Source organism: Kitasatospora sp. NPDC048715, assembly GCF_043198905.1.
Lineage (GTDB): Bacteria > Actinomycetota > Actinomycetes > Streptomycetales > Streptomycetaceae > Kitasatospora > Kitasatospora lactacystinica.
The window spans coordinates 420,632-437,652 of sequence record NZ_JBICVH010000003.1; the positions used below are offsets into that span (position 1 = coordinate 420,632).

At 73.3% G+C, this 17,021-nt stretch carries 17 protein-coding genes; 4 read left to right on the top strand and 13 right to left on the bottom strand.

The annotated features are described in order from the left end of the window. Window positions 1-73: 73 nt before the first annotated feature. The 3 genes from argJ to ACGFSC_RS08590 form a co-directional block, all read right to left on the bottom strand. Complete coding sequence (gene argJ / locus ACGFSC_RS08580) at window positions 74-1,246, bottom strand: bifunctional glutamate N-acetyltransferase/amino-acid acetyltransferase ArgJ (protein ID WP_359905967.1); 1,173 nt, start codon at window positions 1,244-1,246, stop codon at window positions 74-76. Further along, window positions 1,243-2,271 (bottom strand): N-acetyl-gamma-glutamyl-phosphate reductase, encoded by a 1,029-nt coding sequence (argC, locus tag ACGFSC_RS08585; protein WP_359905964.1) that lies wholly within the window; start codon window positions 2,269-2,271, stop codon window positions 1,243-1,245. The genes argJ and argC overlap by 4 nt, the downstream gene beginning before the upstream one ends. Window positions 2,272-2,364: 93 nt before the next feature. Further along, a complete protein-coding gene (locus ACGFSC_RS08590; RefSeq protein ID WP_359906020.1) occupies window positions 2,365-3,531 on the bottom strand; it encodes a methyltransferase in 1,167 nt (388 codons plus the stop codon). A 126-nt stretch (window positions 3,532-3,657) separates the two neighbouring features. Here ACGFSC_RS08590 and ACGFSC_RS08595 point away from each other — a divergent pair, with 126 nt between their 5' ends. Then, complete coding sequence (locus ACGFSC_RS08595; RefSeq protein ID WP_359905961.1) at window positions 3,658-4,068, top strand: VOC family protein; 411 nt, start codon at window positions 3,658-3,660, stop codon at window positions 4,066-4,068. Between the two features lie 30 nt (window positions 4,069-4,098). After that, entirely contained in the window at window positions 4,099-4,473 is a 375-nt protein-coding gene (locus tag ACGFSC_RS08600; RefSeq protein ID WP_359905959.1) for a S4 domain-containing protein, read from the top strand. A gap of 96 nt (window positions 4,474-4,569) precedes the next feature. On the opposite strand, the gene ACGFSC_RS08605 is transcribed toward ACGFSC_RS08600, so the two are convergent. The 3 genes from ACGFSC_RS08605 to ACGFSC_RS08615 form a co-directional block, all read right to left on the bottom strand. Continuing rightward, entirely contained in the window at window positions 4,570-5,076 is a 507-nt protein-coding gene (locus ACGFSC_RS08605; RefSeq protein ID WP_359905956.1) for an FBP domain-containing protein, read from the bottom strand. Window positions 5,077-5,121: 45 nt separating this feature from the next. After that, window positions 5,122-5,676 (bottom strand): HD domain-containing protein, encoded by a 555-nt coding sequence (locus tag ACGFSC_RS08610; protein WP_359905953.1) that lies wholly within the window; start codon window positions 5,674-5,676, stop codon window positions 5,122-5,124. A 114-nt stretch (window positions 5,677-5,790) separates the two neighbouring features. Continuing rightward, window positions 5,791-6,675 (bottom strand): SAM-dependent methyltransferase, encoded by an 885-nt coding sequence (locus ACGFSC_RS08615; RefSeq protein WP_359905950.1) that lies wholly within the window; start codon window positions 6,673-6,675, stop codon window positions 5,791-5,793. Window positions 6,676-6,887: 212 nt separating this feature from the next. Here ACGFSC_RS08615 and ACGFSC_RS08620 point away from each other — a divergent pair, with 212 nt between their 5' ends. Next, window positions 6,888-7,802 (top strand): polysaccharide deacetylase family protein, encoded by a 915-nt coding sequence (locus tag ACGFSC_RS08620; RefSeq protein WP_359905947.1) that lies wholly within the window; start codon window positions 6,888-6,890, stop codon window positions 7,800-7,802. Between the two features lie 9 nt (window positions 7,803-7,811). On the opposite strand, the gene ACGFSC_RS08625 is transcribed toward ACGFSC_RS08620, so the two are convergent. Continuing rightward, the gene (locus ACGFSC_RS08625; RefSeq protein WP_359905945.1) at window positions 7,812-8,630 is read right to left on the bottom strand and encodes an SDR family oxidoreductase; all 819 of its coding nucleotides are present in this window, start codon (window positions 8,628-8,630) and stop codon (window positions 7,812-7,814) included. A 306-nt stretch (window positions 8,631-8,936) separates the two neighbouring features. Here ACGFSC_RS08625 and ACGFSC_RS08630 point away from each other — a divergent pair, with 306 nt between their 5' ends. Then, the gene (locus ACGFSC_RS08630; protein WP_359905942.1) at window positions 8,937-9,806 is read left to right on the top strand and encodes a 3-hydroxybutyryl-CoA dehydrogenase; all 870 of its coding nucleotides are present in this window, start codon (window positions 8,937-8,939) and stop codon (window positions 9,804-9,806) included. Between the two features lie 73 nt (window positions 9,807-9,879). Here ACGFSC_RS08630 and ACGFSC_RS08635 read toward each other — a convergent pair whose 3' ends face one another. The 6 genes from ACGFSC_RS08635 to pheS all read right to left on the bottom strand — a co-directional run bounded on the left by ACGFSC_RS08635 (window position 9,880) and on the right by pheS (window position 16,921). Then, on the bottom strand, window positions 9,880-10,722 hold the full coding sequence (locus ACGFSC_RS08635; RefSeq protein WP_359905939.1) for a chitosanase: 843 nt from the start codon (window positions 10,720-10,722) through the stop codon (window positions 9,880-9,882). A gap of 121 nt (window positions 10,723-10,843) precedes the next feature. Next, window positions 10,844-11,809, bottom strand: coding sequence for a hypothetical protein (locus tag ACGFSC_RS08640; protein WP_359905936.1), 966 nt, complete (start codon window positions 11,807-11,809; stop codon window positions 10,844-10,846). Beyond that, window positions 11,806-12,732: an ABC transporter ATP-binding protein gene (locus ACGFSC_RS08645; protein WP_359905933.1), complete on the bottom strand. Its 927-nt coding sequence runs from the start codon at window positions 12,730-12,732 to the stop codon at window positions 11,806-11,808. Before ACGFSC_RS08645 ends, ACGFSC_RS08640 begins: the two co-directional genes overlap by 4 nt. Then, window positions 12,732-13,172 carry a GntR family transcriptional regulator gene (locus ACGFSC_RS08650; protein ID WP_359905930.1) on the bottom strand — a complete coding sequence of 147 codons (441 nt, stop codon included), beginning with the start codon at window positions 13,170-13,172 and terminating at the stop codon, window positions 12,732-12,734. The genes ACGFSC_RS08645 and ACGFSC_RS08650 overlap by 1 nt, the downstream gene beginning before the upstream one ends. Before the next feature lie 126 nt (window positions 13,173-13,298). Further along, window positions 13,299-15,800, bottom strand: coding sequence for a phenylalanine--tRNA ligase subunit beta (gene pheT, locus ACGFSC_RS08655; protein ID WP_359905927.1), 2,502 nt, complete (start codon window positions 15,798-15,800; stop codon window positions 13,299-13,301). Then, window positions 15,800-16,921 carry a phenylalanine--tRNA ligase subunit alpha gene (gene pheS / locus ACGFSC_RS08660; RefSeq protein ID WP_188299334.1) on the bottom strand — a complete coding sequence of 374 codons (1,122 nt, stop codon included), beginning with the start codon at window positions 16,919-16,921 and terminating at the stop codon, window positions 15,800-15,802. The genes pheT and pheS overlap by 1 nt, the downstream gene beginning before the upstream one ends. Between the last annotated feature and the right edge of the window lie 100 nt (window positions 16,922-17,021).

Here is a 17,021-nt window from a genome sequence, read left to right on the forward strand (position 1 = left end):
TCAGGTGCCGCGGCTCGGGGTGTCGCGGCTCAGGGTGTCGCGGCTCAGGGTGTCGCGGACGAAGTGACGCGGATCAGGTCGAGTAGGCGCTGTTCTCGTGAACGTAGTCGGCCGTCAGGTCGTTGGTCCACAGCGTGGCGCCCGCCGTACCGGCGTTGAGGTTCGCGGTGACGACGACCTCGCGGCCCTTCATGTCCACCAGGTCGCGGTCCTCGCCCACGCCGCCGGCCCTGCAGACCCAGACGCCGTTGATGGCGACGTCCAGCTCGTTCGGGTCGAAGGCGGCGGAGGTGGTGCCGATCGCGGCCAGCACCCGGCCCCAGTTCGGGTCCTCGCCGTGGATGGCGCACTTGAGCAGGTTGTTGCGGCTGATCGTCCGGGCGACCTCGACCGCCTCGTCCTCGGTGGCGGCGCCGGTGACGTCGATCCGGATCTCCTTGCTCGCGCCCTCCGCGTCGCCGATCAGCTGGCGGGCCAGGTCGGCGCTGACCGTGCGGACGGCCTCGGCGAACTCGGCCTGCTCCGGGGTGGTGCCGGAGGCGGCGGAGGCCAGCAGCAGCACGGTGTCGTTGGTCGACATGCAGCCGTCGGAGTCGATCCGGTCGAAGGTGGTGCGGGTGGCGCCGCGCAGCGCGGCGTCCAGGGCGGCGCTGTCCAGGTCGGCGTCGGTGGTGAGGACGACCAGCATGGTGGCGAGGCTCGGGGCGAGCATGCCCGCGCCCTTGGCCATGCCGCCGACCGTCCAGCCGGCCGGGCTGGTGTACTGGGCGGTCTTGTGCACCGTGTCGGTGGTCTTGATGGCGATCGCGGCGGCCTCGCCGCCGTCCTCGCCGAGCTCGCCGGCGGCCAGGGCGACCCCGGGGAGCAGGATGTCCATCGGCAGCCGTACCCCGATCAGGCCGGTGGAGGCGACGGCGACCTCGCCCGCGCCGAGGCCCAGCTCCGCGGCGACCTTCTCCGCGGTGGCGTGGGTGTCCTGGAAGCCGAGCGGGCCGGTGCAGGCGTTGGCGCCACCGGAGTTGAGGACGACCGCGGAGACCCGGCCGCCCTTGAGGACCTGCTCGGACCAGAGCACCGGCGCGGCCTTGACCCGGTTGGCGGTGAAGACGCCGGCGGCCGCGAGCGAGGGGCCGTCGTTGACCACCAGGGCGAGGTCGGGAGTGCCGGAAGCCTTGATGCCGGCGGTCACGCCGGCGGCGCGGAAGCCCTTGGCTGCGGTCACTCCGACGTTGGTGGTCGTGCTCACGGTGCGACTCCGTTCACGGGAAGGCCGAGCTCCTCGGGCAGGCCGAGGGCGATGTTCATGCTCTGCACCGCGCCGCCGGCGGTGCCCTTGACCAGGTTGTCGATCGCGCTGATCGCGATGATCCGCCCGGCGGCGGCGTCCAGGGCGACCTGGACCAGGGCGGTGTTGGCGCCGTAGACGCTGCTGGTCTGCGGCCACTGCCCCTCGGGCAGCAGGTGGACGAAGGGCTCGTCCGCGAACGCCTCGGTGTAGGCGGCGCGCAGGCTCTGCGCCGTCACCCCCGGCCGGGCCTTGGCCGAGCAGGTGGCGAGGATGCCGCGCGGCATCGGGACGAGGGTGGGGGTGAAGGAGACGGAGACCGGCTCGCCCGCGAGCGGGGTGAGGTTCTGCGCCATCTCCGGGGTGTGCCGGTGGACGCCGCCGACGCCGTACGGGCTGACGCTGCCCATCACCTCACTGCCCAGCAGGTGCGGCTTGGCGGCCTTGCCGGCGCCGGAGGTGCCGGAGGCGGCGACCACCACGGCCTCCGGCTCGGCGAGCTGCGCGGCGTAGGCGGGGAACAGCGCCAGGGAGACGGCCGTCGGGTAGCAGCCGGGCACGGCGATCCGGTTGCTGCCCTTCAGCGCGGCGCGGTGGCCGGGGAGTTCGGGCAGGCCGTAGGGCCAGGTGCCGGCGTGCGCGGAGCCGTAGAACTGCTCCCAGTCGGCGGCGGCCCTGAGCCGGAAGTCGGCGCCGCAGTCGATCACCAGGACGTTCGGGCCGAGCTCCTCGGCGACCGCGGCGGACTGGCCGTGCGGCAGCGCCAGGAACACCACGTCGTGGTCGGCCAGCACCTCGGGGGTGGTGGCCTCCAGGACGCGGTCGGCGAGCGGGAGGAGGTGCGGCTGGAGCGCACCCAGTCTGGTGCCCGCGTTCGAGCCGCCGGTCAGCGCCCCGATCTCGATCTCCGGGTGGCCGAGCAGCAGGCGCAGCACCTCGCCGCCCGCGTAACCGCTCGCGCCGGCGACGGCGACTCGCAATGCCATGGCGTTCCTCCTTAGTCGTGGCATGAATATACGCGTGACGGAAAATTCATGCAAGGAGTGCGTGCCGGACCCCGCCGGGGCGGGGCGGCCCGGTCAGCGCTTGACGGCCCGCAGCACCACGAACTTGGGGTTACCGGCGACGAGTTGGCAGTTGCCGAAGAGGCGGCGCAGCTTGACGTGGTAGCCGAGGTGGCGATTGCCGACCACCCAGAGTTCCCCGCCGGGCCGCAGCGCCCGCTTGGCGCCGGTGAACATCCGCCAGGCGGTGGCGTCGGTGGTGGCCTGGTGGGAGTGGAACGGCGGGTTGTTGAGCACCAGGTCCACCGAGCCGGCGGCGACCACGTCCGGGGCCAGGGCGTCGGCGGTCAGGAACCCGGCCGGGGCGTCCGGGCCCAGGTTGGTGCGGAAGGTCTCCTCGGCGGAGGCCACCGCCTGGTGCGACTCGTCCACGAAGACCAGCTCCGCGCCGGGCCCGGCCAGCGCGGCGGCCGTACCGACCACCCCGTTGCCGCAGCCGAGGTCCACCACCCGGGCGCCGGGGGCGGGGACGGGCAGGTGGGCCAGGAAGAAGCGGGTGCCGATGTCCAGCCGGTCCGCGCAGAAGGTGCCCGCGTGGTTGACGACCGTACGGCCGGAGGCGGCACCGATGTCCGACGGCAGCGCGTAGCGGTGCGGCCACGGGTTGGGACCGGCGTCGAGCGCCCGGTCCGGGGTGCAGAGGATCAGCCGGGCCTTGCGCACGGCCAGTGAGGTGCGGGTCGGCCCGAGGATCCGCTCGAAGAGCTGGAGCGTGGAGGTGTGGATCTCGGTGACCATGCCGGAGCCGATCACCACGGTGCCCTCGTGGAGCGCGGGGGCGAGCCGGTGCAGCTGGTCCTCCAGCAGGGCCAGGCTCTTGGGGACGCGCACCAGCAGCACGTCGATCCGCTCCGGCGGGGCGTCCCGGGTGGTGAGCAGCCGGGTCTCGTCGACGGCGGCGCCGGCCCGGGCCAGATTGGCCAGGGTGGCCTGCCGGCCGAGGTGGGAGTCGGTGATCTGGACCGGCCGGTACTCGGCGAGCGCGGTGGTCAGCGCGCCCCAGCGGTCGCCGAGGACGGCGACCGTACGGCCGGCCAGCTCCGTCGCGGCGCCGGCCGCGCTGTCGGCCTCGCCCGCCAGGTGGCGCAGCAGGTACTCGTCGGCGGCGTCCCAGGCCCGCAGCCGCTCGCGCGGGTCCACGGGGAAACGGGTGAGCTCGAAGGCGCCCCACGGGGTGGCCAGGGCGGTGTCCGGCGGGGTCGCGGCGGGCGTGGTCTGGGGATTCATCGTGTTCTCAGGCTATCCGACGGCCCCCGGGAGCGATTACGGACGGATACTGGAAGAGCCCGACCGAGAGGGGTGAGGGCGATGGAGTGGAAACTCGAAGTCGTGGTGGTCCCGGTGTCGGACGTGGACCGCTCGAAGCTCTTCTACGAGGAGCAGGCCGGGTTCACCGTCGACCACGACACCCTGCTGCGGGACGGGATCCGGGTGGTCCAGCTGACGCCCCCCGGCTCGCCCTGCTCCATCGTGGTGGGCAAGGGGGTGATCGACTCTCCGCCCGGATCGGTCAAGGGGCTCCAGCTGGTGGTGCCGGACATCGAGAAGGCGCACGCCGAACTGGCGGCGCGGGGCGTGGCGGTCAGCCCGGTCCAGCACTTCGTGGCGGGGGGCCGGGCGAACGGGCACGGCGAGGCGTGGAACAACTTCGTGTTCTTCAACGACCCGGACGGGAACGGCTGGGCGGTCCAGGAGGCGCCGCGCGGCGCCCGGGGCTGACCGGCGGCCGGCCTTGGATAGGCTCCGGGGATGGCTGAACACGAGGGAAGCGTGCGGGTGGACAGCTGGATCTGGTCGGTCCGGCTGGTCAAGACGCGGGCGCTGGCGGCGGCGGCCTGCCGGGCCGGACACGTCAAGGTGAACGGCGAGCGGGCCAAGCCGGCCCAGGCGCTGAAGCCCGGGGACGAGGTGCGGGTCCGTGAGGAGGGCCACGAACGGGTCGTGGTGGTGCAGAAGCTGATCCGCAAGCGGGTCGGCGCCGAGGTCGCGGCGCAGTGCCTGGTCGACAACAGCCCGCCGCGGCCGCCGCGCGAGTTCGTCGCGGCGGCCGGGACGCGGGACCGGGGGGCCGGGCGGCCGACCAAGCGGGAGCGCCGCGAGCTGGACCAGCTGCGCCGGACCTGAGCCGCGCGGGCGCCGAACCGTGCCCGGGCACGGACAGGCCCGGGCACGGAGAGGTACGGGCAGGGACAGGCCCGGGCACGGACAGGCCCGGAGCCGTTACACGGCAGCGGTGGCGAGCACCTTGGCGAGGAAGCCGCCGAGGTTGCCCACCGTCCGGTCGATCTGCAGCTCCAGCGGCAGCGACTCGTCGGGCCGGGTGACCAGGGTGGACTTCTTCAGCCCGCGCACGTAGAGGGAGCAGGCGAGGTCGGCGCAGATGTAGGTGCCGACCGTGTTGCCCTCGCGCCCGGCCGCCCCGGCCCGGCGGGCGGCGAGCAGCGCGACCCCGGACCCGGCGTGCGCGGTGATGCACAGCGAGCACACGTTGGTCTTGGTCAGGCTGCGCCGGATCACCGGCGAGCGCAGCGTCAGGCCGACCGTCTCGCCCTGGTACGGCGCCACCAGGTACGCCCGGTCGGGCGCGCCCTGGTCCCGCCAGCCGAGGAAGTCCAGGTGCTCCCAGGGCAGCTCCGCCAGGCCCCGGGGCAGGTTGAGCCGGCGGGCCTCGCCCTTGGAGCAGTTGACGAAGGACGCGCGGATCTCGTTCTCGCTCAGGGGTTCCATGTCGCGGAAGCTAACACCGGCCCGCCCGTCGTGTCGCGCCGATTTTCACCCGGTCCGCACCGGGTGGGCGGCCTGGACGGCGAGCCGCCGCGGGGCGTCCTCGCCGATCCGGGCGAGCAGGTCGTCCAGGGCGAGGAAGGCCTCCCAGCGTTCCTGCCCGCCGGCGGCGGCGAGGCGCTCGACCACCAGGTCCTCCAGGTCCGGGACCCGCTTGTTCTTCCAGGCCTTGTCGGCCAGGCTGACCAGCAGTGACTCGACGGTGACGCCGGGACCGTCCCAGCTCGCGTGGCCGCGGGCGAAGCGGGCGAGGTGCTCGGGGACGCCGCGGGCGAGCAGCAGGGCGTACCCGGCGGGCTCGTGCAGGGAGCCGGGGGCGGAGAGCTCCTCGGGGTGGACGGTCTTGCCGATGTCGTGGGTGGCGGCGCCGTACAGGACGGCCTCGTGGTCGAAGGCCAGGCCCGCGCGGGCGCAGAAGCCGACGATCTCCCCGGCCACTTCGTGCACCAGGGCGAGGTGGGCGACCAGGCGGGGCGGGGCGTCGACGGCCCGCAGCAGTTCGGCGACGCCGGGGGGCAGCGGGGGCAGGTCGGTGGTGGTCACGCCGCAGGGTACCCGCGGCGGTGAGGGACTGTCAGTGGCGGTCCATAGGCTTCGACGGTCCGGTCCCGGCGCAGGAGGGGGGCACCGGGACCGGACCCCGAGGGATGCTCGGGGCTACTTCTTGAAGGCGACACCGGCGTACGCCGAGACGTCCTGCCAGCCCTCGGGGAGTTCGGAGGTGGGCACGTGGCCCGGGACGGGGCGCCAGAGCGGGAGCTGGACGAGCCCGGGGCCGGCGAACTCGAAGTCGCCGAAGAAGGGTTCGACGCCGGACCGCGGGCGCAGCACGAGCGGGGCGCTGGCGCTGCGGTAGATGCGGGTGCCCTCGGAGGCGCTCTCGCGGGAGGCGAAGTCGGGGCTGCCGTGGGAGAGGATCAGCGCGCTGCCCGGGGCGAGCGCGTCGCGCAGGGTGCGGACGATCTGCTGCGCACCCTCCTCGTCGCGGATGAAGTGCAGCACGGCGACCAGCATCAGCGCGACCGGCCGGGAGAGGTCGACGGCGCCGGCCAGCGCGGGGTGGCCGAGGATCGCGGCCGGGTCGCGCAGGTCGGCCTCGATCACCGAGGTGTGCCCGGCGGGGTGGCCGGCCAGCAGGGCGCGGGCGTGGGTGGCGACGATCGGGTCGTTGTCCACGTACACCACCCGGGCGTCCGGGGCGACCCGCTGGGCGACCTCGTTGGTGGAGCCGACCGCCGGGATGCCGGTGCCGATGTCGACGAACTGGCGCACGCCCCGGCTCGCGACGAACTCCACGGCGCGGCCGAGGAACTGCCGGTTGGTGCGGGCCAGCAGCGGCAGCGCGGGGTAGGCGGAGATCGCGGCCTGGGCGGCCTTGCGGTCGGCCTCGAAGTTGTCCTTGCCGCCGAGGTAGTAGTCGTACATCCGGGCGGTGTGCGGGACGCCGGTGTCCAGCTCGCTCGGGGGCTGCCAGTCCTCGGCTCTGGCCCAGTCCCACTCGGTGTCCGTGCTCCGGCCGGTCGCCGCGCCGTCCTCGTACATCCTGTCCGCCCCCAATGCGCAATGCCGGAAGAGTTTGGCCACCGCCGGTCAACTCACGGTGCGCGGTGATCGTATCCAAGGACACACCGCGGAAACAGCGGGAGTTCAGGTTTACGCAACACCCGGTCACAGAGTGTGTGCACGTCAAAGCCGGTGCCGGCCCGGTCGGGTCGGATCGCCCGCCGGAGCCGTCCTCTCTATGCTGGCTGCCGATGACTGCCGACCGCCGCACCGTACTGCGCGCCACCGCCCGGATCGCCGCCCTCGCCGCCACCGGCGGCCTGCTCGCCGCGTGCGGCACCGGAACGCTCCGCCGGGCCGACCCGGGGGCACTCGCCGCGCACCCCGGGACCGTGGACCCGCAGCACACCACCGACCCGGCCTGGAACGGCGCGGAGGGCCCTGCCTCCCCCGCGCCCACCGCCCCGGCGGAGCCCGGGCCCGACGGTGGGCCGACCGCCGCCGCGGCCGCCGCCCAGCCCTCCGCCCCGCCGGCCCCGCCCGTGCTGCCGCCGCTCGCGCCCGGCACCCCGGCCGAGGTCGCGTACGGGCCGCGCACCGGGAGGAACGTGGCGCTCACCTTCCACGGCAGCGGCGACCCGAAGCTGGCCACCGCCCTGCTGGAGGCCGCCGAGCAGCGCGGCGCCAAGGTGACCGTGATGGTCGTCGGCAGCTGGCTCGACCAGCAGCCGCAGATGGCCCGGCGGATCCTGGACGGCGGCCACGAGCTGGGCAACCACACCCAGAACCACCTCAACATCTCGGCCATGGCGCCCGACCAGGCGCGCGCCGAGATCGCCCAGTGCGCCGAGCGCCTGCAGCGGCTCACCGGCTCGATCGGCCGCTGGTTCCGCCCCTCCGCCGCGCAGTACGCCACCCCGATGGTGCGCGAGCAGGCCAGGGCGGTCGGGTACGAGCACGTGCTGTCCTTCGACGTCGACCCGCGCGACTACAACGACCCCTCGGCCGCCGAGCTGCAGCGCCGGGTGCTGAACTCGGTGCGCGGCGGCTCGGTGGTGGCGCTGCACATGGGGCACCAGTGCACGGTGGACGCGCTGCCCGGCATCCTGGACGGCCTGGCCAAGGCGGGGCTCAAGCCGGTGACCGCCAGCCAGCTCTGCGCCTGAACGCCCTGGTCAGAGCATCGGGTCGTCGTCCTTGTACGGGCGCAGCCGCAGCGTGCGGGCGTCCGCGGCGCGGATCGCGTCGGCCCGGTTGACCAGTTCCTCCAGGTCGTCCCGGCCGGCGTGGATGAAGCGCCCGTGCAGCCCGTCGAAGCGGCCGCGGGCCGCGTCCACGGTGACCGCGACCATGTACGGGATGGAGCCCCAGTCCGTGGTGCCCTTGAACATCGGCATCCCGGCGGTCATGTCGGTGGCCACCGCGCCCGGGCTGATGTCGAGGACGACGATGCCGTTGCGGGCCAGCGAGTCCGCCATGTTGTCGGAGAGCTGGAGCAGCGCGCCCTTGGAGGTGGCGTACGCGGTGTAGTCGCCGTCCGGGCGCAGCGCGAAGCCGGAATTGAGGTTGATCACCCGGCCGCGCCGGCGGGCGACCATGCCGGGGAGCACGCAGCGCAGCAGGTTGTAGGGGCCGCGCAGGTTGGTCTCGATCACCTGCCACCACTGGTTGGCGTCGGTCTCCCAGAGCGGCACCTCGGCGCGGTCGACCAGGCCGGCGTTGTTGACCAGCAGGTCGATCGGCCCGAGGTCGCGCTCGACCAGCCGGACCGCCTCGCGCACCGAGCCGGGGCGGGTGACGTCGGCGGTCACGGCGACGCCCCGGGCGCCGCGCCTGACGCACTCCTTGAGGGTGTCGGTCAGTGTCTCGTGGGTCCGGCCGACCAGGCCGACGGACATCCCCTCGGCGGCCAGGCCGATGGCGAGTTCCCGGCCGATGCCCCGGCCGGCCCCGGTGATCAGGGCGACCTGTCCTGCGAGCGATCCCGTCGACACCCCGTACTCCCTTCGCGTGCCCGGCCCTGTCCTCTTCCGCCCCCGGCCCCCGTCTGCGGCATTCTGTCGGGCGCCGGGCGGAGCCGGGCCCGGGCACACGGGTCCGGGGTCGCCGCCTCACTCGTTCGGGGGACTCCCGGCCGTGGCACCCTGCCGGGGAGGGGGTGACCTACTGGCCGGTACGGAGTAGTAACGTCGTCGGGGCGGTGACCGGTGCACCCATTCCGGCACACCGGCCCGTTGTCCAGCAGCTCGCTGGGCCACCCGCTGGCTGGGCGACCCCCAGCACCGTCGAAGGGCAACTGAGTGAGTGACATCGCGCGCGTCGGAGTGATCGGCTGCGGCCTGATGGGGTCGGGAATCGCCGAGGTCTTCGCCCGGGCCGGGCTGGACGTCCTGGTGTCGGAGGCCAGCGGTGAGGCGCTGGAGTTCGGCCGCACCCGGCTGACCAACTCCCTGGAGACGGCCGTCAAGCGGGGCAAGCTGACGCCCGAGGAGCGGGACGAGGCGCTGGCCCGGCTGTCCTTCACCGTCGAGCTGTCCGACTTCGCCGACCGCGACCTGGTGGTCGAGGCCGTCGCCGAGCGCGAGGACATCAAGGTCCGGATCTTCGAGACCCTGGACCGGGTGGTCGAGCGCCGCGACGCGATCCTCGCCTCCAACACCTCCTCGATCCCGATCGTGAAGCTGGCCGCCGCCACCAGCCGCCCGGAGCAGGTGATCGGCCTGCACTTCTTCAACCCGGCGCCGGTGCAGAAGCTGGTCGAGGTCATCCCGACCCTGACCACCTCGGCGACCACCACCGAGCGGGTCGAGGCCTTCGCCTCCCAGGTGCTCGGCAAGGAGCCGATCCGCGCCCGTGACCGGGCCGGCTTCGTGGTCAACGCGCTGCTGGTGCCGTACCTGCTGTCCGCGGTGCGGATGTTCGAGACGGGCGTGGCCACCGCCTCGGACATCGACAAGGGCATGGAGGCCGGCTGCGCCCACCCGATGGGCCCGCTGCGGCTGTGCGACCTGATCGGCCTGGACACCATCGTCTCGATCGCCGAGTCGATGTACGACGAGTACAAGGAGCCGCTGTACGCCGCTCCCCCGCTGCTCTCCCGGATGGTCGACGCCGGCCTGCTGGGCCGCAAGTCCGGCCGGGGCTTCTACGACTACACCGCGAGCGCCTGACACCCGCGGCGGGACGGACGGCGGGGCCCGGCGGCCGGTTCACGGCCGCCGGGCCCTTTCGCCTGTCGGGGCGTCAGCTGTTGATGGCGTAGCTGTCGCCGTAGACCTTCCACTTCAGCGGCGGGTTGAGGTCGAAGTTCTTGGCGTTGAGGAAGACCAGCTGCTCGGTGTCGACCCGGCTGGTGTCCGAGTGCGCCTCCTCCTTCTTCATGACCACCTTGCGGGCGTCCAGGAAGGCCTTGAGGTAGGTGGCCTCGTCGCCGCCCTGGGCGGGCGTCCTGGCCTTCTTCATGGCGGCGGCGCGGATGCCGCCGAAGCTGTCCGAGCTGTTGCCCGGGCCGTGCATGACGATGGCGTCGTAGTAGGCGAACTGGCCGAGCGCGCGCAGGCCGTCGCTCTTCGCCTGGTTGACGGCGGGGTTGAAGTACACCCGGTCGCGCTCGTCGTTCTGGGCCTGCTGGAAGACGGTGTCCTTGGCGGCGGTGGCCCAGTCCTTCTCGAAGGCGGAGCCGAGGCCGGCGTGCGATTCGCTGCCGTTGACCTTCTTCAGGGCCGGCAGGTACTTGGCCAGGATGTTGCCGGGCTTGAGGTCGGTGTAGTGCTGGACCAGGTCCAGCATGTCACCGGTGCCGGAGCAGAAGCCGATGATGCCGGCGGTGTAGCCGCGGCCGTCCTTGATGTCCTCGATGTACTTGTACTGGGCCTTCCAGTCCAGCGACGAGTTCTCCGCGCTGGACACCAGCTGCATGGCGATGTCCTTCTTGTGCGGGTCGTCCAGCCCGACCCCCTTGAACTGGACGGCGGCGGCCGGCGACGGGGCGGCCTGGGCCGCCGAGGTGGCCGCGACGGTCAGCGGCGCGGCCACCAGGGCGGCGGCGAGGGCGATGCGGAGGGCACGACGGGGCTGAGGGCGCATGGGACGCTCCGATTCCTCGTGGGTTAGGAAACTTTCCTAACGAGAAAAAGGAAAAGCCCTGACGCCGCACTCCCGCAAGGGTTTTGACGGAACCTCTTCAAGAGATCTTGGCGGCCGGGGCTCAGAACGCCCGGCGCCGCACCCACCAGACCGCCGCCGCGCACAGCGCCACCGCGAGCAGGAGCGTCCAGCCGAACTCGATGAACTGGAACGGCCAGAACCTGCTCGCCGGCTGGTACACCTCGTGCGCGGTGTAGCCGCCGTCGCGCACCAGCTCCTGGAGGTGGGCGAAGTCCCCGCCGATGTCGTAGAAGGCGCCGGTCGAGATCCGCTTCCCGGCCGGGTCGGAGAACCAGACGTTCAGCACCCAGCGGTCGTCCAGCGCCATGGGCTTCATGGAGTGCACCGCGTCCTCCAGCGGAGGCAGGTAGTGCGCGCGCACGGAGTGGGCGAGGAACGGCAGCGCCACCGAGGCCAGCAGGCCGGCCCCCACCGCGACCACCGTACGGCGGAGCACCGCACCGGCCAGCACCGCGACCCCGAAGGCCACCAGCACCCGTCCGACCAGCACCGGCGGAGTCTGCACGAAGACCTCCGGGCTGAACCCCCCGACCCGGAGCGTCAGCGGCCCGCTCCACCAGCGCAGCAGCAGTCCGAACAGCACCGCCACGACGGCCAGCACCGCACCGCCCATGACCAGGCCGCCCACCGTCCAGCGGGTCCGCCCGGCGCCCTGGGTCCAGGCGAAACGCACCGTGCCGTACTCGAACTCCCGTGCCAGCAGCGGGCCCCCGAGGAAGGCCCCGAAGGCCCCGCCGAGGACGTAGAACACGGAGTCGAGCGCCAGCAGACCGTCGCCGTACTCGTGCAGGAACTGCTTGTACATGGCCATGCAGGCGTCGGTGGCCGGGTCGCAGGAGGCCGCGCCGGTGCGGGCCAGGCCGTCGTGCAGGTACCAGCCGTGGACCAGCAGCGCGAGGGAGATCGCGGCCATCACCGTCAGCAGGGTCAGCAGCGCGGGCCGGTGCCGCAGCCCGGCCGCCCGCAGGACGGCGGAGCGGGGCGGGGCGAGGGACAGGGAGCTCACGGCAGCAGCACCTTCTCGTTCGGGTGGACGGCCCCGCGCGGACCGGGGAGGGCGGAGGCGGCCGGCTCGCGCAGGTAGGCGAGCACCAACTCCGTCAGCCCGACGCGCTGTTGGTGCCAGGAGCCGGAGACCGGGGCGTCCACGCCGCCGGTGCGGACCAGCAGGTGGGACTGGGCGCCGGCCCGGCGGTCGCGGACCACCGGCAGCTGCCCGGCCACCCGGTCGGCCTCGGCGGTCGGGCCGGTGAGCATCCGGTGGCCGGCCAGCAGGTCGTCCACCTCCCCCGCGACCTGGACCCGGCCGGCGCCGAGCACCACCAGGTAGTCGCAGCTCTGCTCCAGTTCGTTGACGGCGTGCGAGGAGAACACCACCGACATCCCGTCCTCGGCCACCGCGGTCAGCAGCACGGCCATGAAGTCGTGCCGCGCGAGCGGGTCGAGAGCGGCCAGGGGCTCGTCCAGCAGCAGGAGTTCGGGGCGCTTGGCGAGTGCCAGCGCGAGCGAGACCTGGGCCTGCTGACCGCCGGAGAGGCGGCCGTACTTGCGGTCCAGCGGGATGCCCAGGCCGTCCAGGTGGGTACGGGCCCGGGCGTCGTCCCAGCGGCGGTTGAGGTGACGGCCCATCGCCAGCAGGTCGCGTACGGGCACGCCGGGGTAGAGCGCGGCGTTCTGGGCGACGAAGCCGATCCGGTCCAACGCGCGCGGGGAGCCGGGCAGCTGGTCGCCGAGGACGGTCAGCGCGCCCTCGCTCGGCAGGGTCAGTCCGGCGGCCAGGCTGAGCAGCGTGGTCTTGCCGGCGCCGTTGGGGCCGACCAGGGCCACCACGTGCCCGGCGGGGACGGCGAGCCGGCAGTCCCGCAGCGCCCAGGAGCGCCGGTAGCGCTTGCCGAGCCCGGCGCAGTCGATCACCGTGTCCACGGCCATCAGGCCACCACCCCGTCCCGGTCCTCGCGCAGGTCGCGCAGCGCGTCCTCGAACACCGCGGCCATCCCCTCCTCGTCCAGCCCGGCGGTCCGCGCCGAGCGCATCCAGTCCAGCAGCCCGCGGCGCAGCGCGGCCCGCTCGCGCAGCGGCACCACCCCGGCGGGCAGGCCCCGCACGAAGGTGCCCTGGCCCCGGCGGCCGGCCGCGAGGCCGCGGTGCTCCAGTTCGCGGTACGCCTTGAGCACGGTGTTCGGGTTGATCGCCAGCCCGGCCACCACCTCGCGCACCCGGGGCAGCCGGTCCCCCTCGGTCAACCAGCCCATCCGCAGCGCCTGTTCGACCTGCTGCACGAGCTGCAGGTAGGTCGGGACGCCGGAGGCCGGGTCCAGGCGGAACTCGATCGGGGAGGGCTGGTCGGCATCGTCTTTATCTACTTCCATAGGTAAAGAGATAAACGATGAACCGACGCACCGTCAACCCGAGGAAGTGTCAACCCGAGGAAACGGAAAGGGCCCCGCCCCGGACTCGTGGTCCGGGGCGGGGCCCTCCTGGGTACTACGGCCGCGTCAGACGCCGCGCAGCACCGCGCCGGTGCGGGCGACGGCCTCGGCGACGGCCGCCTCGCGGGCGGCGGTCGCCTCGTCGGCGGTCAGGGTGCGGTCGGTCGCGCGGAAGCGCAGCGCGTACGCCAGCGACTTCTTGCCCTCGCCGACCTGCTCACCGGTGAACACGTCGAACAGCCGGATGGCCTCCAGCAGTTCGCCCGCGCCGGAGCGCAGCGCGGCCTCGACCTCGGCGGCCGGGACAGCGGTGTCGACGATCAGCGCGACGTCCTGGGTCGCCACCGGGAAACCGGAGACGGTCGGACCGCCGACCCGCTCGGCGCCGTCGGCGGTGAGCAGGTCGATGTCGATCTCCATCGCGGCGGTGCGGGCCGGCAGCCCGAGCGCCTTGACCACCCGCGGGTGCAGCTCACCGGCGTGGCCGACCACCCGGTCGGTGCCGGCCACCAGCAGCTCGGCGCAACGGCCCGGGTGCCACGGGGCCAGCTGGCCCTGCCGGACGGTCAGCTCGATGCCGGCCGCCCGGGCCACCGTGCGGGCCGCCTCGACGGCGTCCGCCCAGGAGGCCTGGGCACCCTTGCCCCACCAGCCCGACGGCAGCCGCTCGCCCGCGAGGGCGACGGCGATCCGGCGCGGCTGGTCCGGCAGCGCGGCGTCCAGCGCGGCCAGCTCCTCGTCGCTGGGCCGGTGGTCGACCGCCGGACGCGGGGCCACGCTCAGCTCGTCCTTGGGCAGGAAGACGGTGCCGGTCTCGAAGATCGCCAGGTCGGTGTTGCCCCGGCCGACGTTGCGGCGCAGCGCGCCGAGCAGGCCCGGCAGCAGCGTGGTGCGCAGCGCCGGCTCCTCGTCGTTCAGCGGGTTGACCAGCTTCACCGTGCGGCGGCGCCGGTCGTCCGCCTCCAGGCCGAGCGCCTCGAAGGCGGTCTCGCCGAGGAACGGGTAGTTGTTGACCTCGACGTAGCCGGCCCCGGCCAGCGCGACGCCGATCCGGCGGTGCACCCGCTGGGCCTCGGTCAGGCCCTTGCCCGGGGGAACGTCGGGCATCCGGGCGGGGACGTTGTCGTAGCCCTCCAGCCGGATGACCTCCTCCGCGAGGTCGTACGGGTCGGTGAGGTCCGGGCGCCAGGTCGGCGGGGTGACCTCCAGGACGTCGGCGCCGGAGACCGAGCAGCCGATCTCCTGCAGGCGCCGGGTGACGGTCTCGCGGCCGTACCCGGTGCCGGCCACCCGGTCGGGCAGGTCGGCGGCGATGGTGATGGTGCGCACCGGGTGCGGGGCCGCGATGTCGGTGACCCCGGCCTCGGCGGTGCCGCCGGCGATCAGGACCAGCAGGTCGACGGCGCGCTGCGCGGCTGCACGGGCGGCCTCCGGGTCGACGCCGCGCTCGAAGCGCTTGGACGCCTCGGAGGGCAGCTTGTGCCGCTTGGCGCTGCGGGCGATGGCGACCGCGTCGAAGTGCGCCGCCTCGATGATCACCTCGGTGGTGCCCGGCCCCGCGGCCGGGTCGAGGATCTCGGTGGAGGCGCCGCCCATCACACCGGCCAGGCCGATCGGGCCGCTGTTGTCGCAGATCAGCAGGTCCTCGGCGGAGAGCTTGCGCTCGACCCCGTCGAGAGTGGTGAGGCTCTCGCCCTGCTCCGCCCGGCGGACCGTGATCGGGCCCGACACGCGCTGCTTGTCGTAGGCGTGCAGCGGCTGGCCGACCTCCAGCATCACGTAGTTGGTGATGTCGACGGTCAGCGAGATCGGGCGGATGCCCGACTTCTGGAGCCGGCGCTGCAGCCAGATCGGGGACTTGGCGTTCGGGTCGACGCCGACGACCGTACGGGCCACGAAGCGGTCGCAGCCGGCCTGGTCGTTGACCTTCACCAGGTAGCCGAAGGAGTTCGCCGGCGGCACGTCGAGCAGCGCCGGGTCGGCCAGCGGCAGCCCGTACGCGGCGGCGGCCTCACGGGCCACGCCGCGCATGGACAGGCAGTAGCCGCGGTCCGGGGTGACGGCGATGTCGAGCACCTCGTCGACGAGCTGGAGCAGCTCGATGGCGTCGGTGCCGGGCTCGAACTCCGGCGGGAGCACGATGATGCCGTCGTGGTCGTCGCCCATGCCCAGCTCGCGGGCGGAGCAGATCATGCCGGCCGAGGTGTGGCCGTAGGTCTTGCGGGCCGCGATCGGGAACGGGCCGGGCAGCACGGCGCCCGGGAGCACGACCACGACCTTGTCGCCGACGGCGAAGTTGGTCGCACCGCAGACGATCTCCTGCGGCTCGCCGGTGCCGTTGGCGTCGCCGACGTTCACGAAGCAGTGCCGGATCGGCTTCTTGAAGCCGGACAGCTCCTCGATGGAGAGCACCTCGCCGACCACCAGCGGACCCTTGAGGTCCGTGCCGATCTGCTCGACGGTCTCGACCTCCAGGCCGGCCCGGACCAGGCGCTCCGCGACGTCACGGCCGGTCTCGCCGGCCGGCAGGTCGACGTACTCGCGCAGCCAGGAAAGCGGGACGCGCATCAGATCTCCATCCCGAACGGGAGGGTGAAGCGGACGTCACCCTCGACCATGTCGCGCATGTCGGCGACGTTGTGACGATTCATCAGGATCCGCTCCAGGCCCAGGCCGAAGGCGAAGCCGCTGTAGCGGTTGGGGTCGACGCCGCAGGCGACCAGCACCCGCGGGTTGACCACGCCGCAGCCGCCGAGCTCGATCCAGCCCTCGGAGGAACAGGTCCGGCACGGCCGGTCCGGGTTGCCGACGCTCGCACCCCGGCACACGAAGCACTGGAGGTCGATCTCCGCGCTCGGCTCGGTGAACGGGAAGTAGGACGGGCGCCAGCGCAGCTCCAGGCCGCCACCGATCAGCTTCTCGACCAGCACCTCGATGGTGCCCTTGAGGTCGGCGAAGGTGATGCCCTCGTCCACCGCGAGGCCCTCGACCTGCCGGAAGACCGGGGTGTGGGTGGCGTCCAGCTCGTCGGTCCGGTAGACCCGGCCCGGGCAGACCACGTAGACCGGGGGCTCGCGGTCGAGCATGGTGCGGGCCTGGACCGGGGAGGTCTGGGTGCGCAGCACCACGCCGGAGTCGGCGGAGCCGTCCGGGGCCTGGACGAAGAAGGTGTCCTGCATCGAGCGGGCCGGGTGGTCCGGGCCCAGGTTGAGGGCGTCGAAGTTGAGCCACTCCGCCTCGACCTCGGGGCCCTCCGCGACCTGGTAGCCCATCGCGACGAAGGTGTCCTCGATGCGCTCGGCCATGGTGGTCAGCGGGTGCCGGGCGCCGCGCGGGGCGCGGTCGTACGGCAGCGTGACGTCCACCGCCTCCTCGACCAGCACGCGGGCGTCGCGCTCCGCCTCCAGCTCGGCCTGCCGCTTGGCGAGGGCCTGGTTGACCGCCCCGCGGGCCTGGCCGATCAGCTTTCCGGCCGCCGCCTTCGCGTGCGGGGGCAGAGCGCCGATCTCGCGATTGGCGAGCGAGAGCGCGGAGCGGTCGCCGGTGTGGGCGACCTTGGCCTGCTTCAGTTCGTCCAGGGAGCCGGCGGCGGCGAACGCGGCGATCGCCTCGTCCCGCGCCTGCTCCACCACCTCGGGCTTGAGGGCCTCGACCTCGACCGGGTCGTACGACTTGTTGGGTGCCGACATCTCTATCTTTCCCGTGCTCCTGCTCGTCCGTGCTCAAGGTCTTTGGGCCAACGCCAAAGGTCGAGTGTAGTCGCAGCGGGTATCACCGCTGCCGCGAAGC

Coding starts and splice junctions, on each gene's coding strand:
- argC (WP_359905964.1), bottom strand. CDS start 2,271: ATGGCATTGCGAGTCGCCGTCGCCGGCGCGAGCGGTTACGCGGGCGGC.
- ACGFSC_RS08595 (WP_359905961.1), top strand. CDS start 3,658: ATGGAGTGGAAACTCGAAGTCGTGGTGGTCCCGGTGTCGGACGTGGAC.
- ACGFSC_RS08600 (WP_359905959.1), top strand. CDS start 4,099: ATGGCTGAACACGAGGGAAGCGTGCGGGTGGACAGCTGGATCTGGTCG.
- ACGFSC_RS08605 (WP_359905956.1), bottom strand. CDS start 5,076: ATGGAACCCCTGAGCGAGAACGAGATCCGCGCGTCCTTCGTCAACTGC.
- ACGFSC_RS08615 (WP_359905950.1), bottom strand. CDS start 6,675: ATGTACGAGGACGGCGCGGCGACCGGCCGGAGCACGGACACCGAGTGG.
- ACGFSC_RS08620 (WP_359905947.1), top strand. CDS start 6,888: ATGACTGCCGACCGCCGCACCGTACTGCGCGCCACCGCCCGGATCGCC.
- ACGFSC_RS08635 (WP_359905939.1), bottom strand. CDS start 10,722: ATGCGCCCTCAGCCCCGTCGTGCCCTCCGCATCGCCCTCGCCGCCGCC.
- ACGFSC_RS08645 (WP_359905933.1), bottom strand. CDS start 12,732: ATGGCCGTGGACACGGTGATCGACTGCGCCGGGCTCGGCAAGCGCTAC.
- ACGFSC_RS08650 (WP_359905930.1), bottom strand. CDS start 13,172: ATGGAAGTAGATAAAGACGATGCCGACCAGCCCTCCCCGATCGAGTTC.
- pheT (WP_359905927.1), bottom strand. CDS start 15,800: ATGCGCGTCCCGCTTTCCTGGCTGCGCGAGTACGTCGACCTGCCGGCC.
- pheS (WP_188299334.1), bottom strand. CDS start 16,921: ATGTCGGCACCCAACAAGTCGTACGACCCGGTCGAGGTCGAGGCCCTC.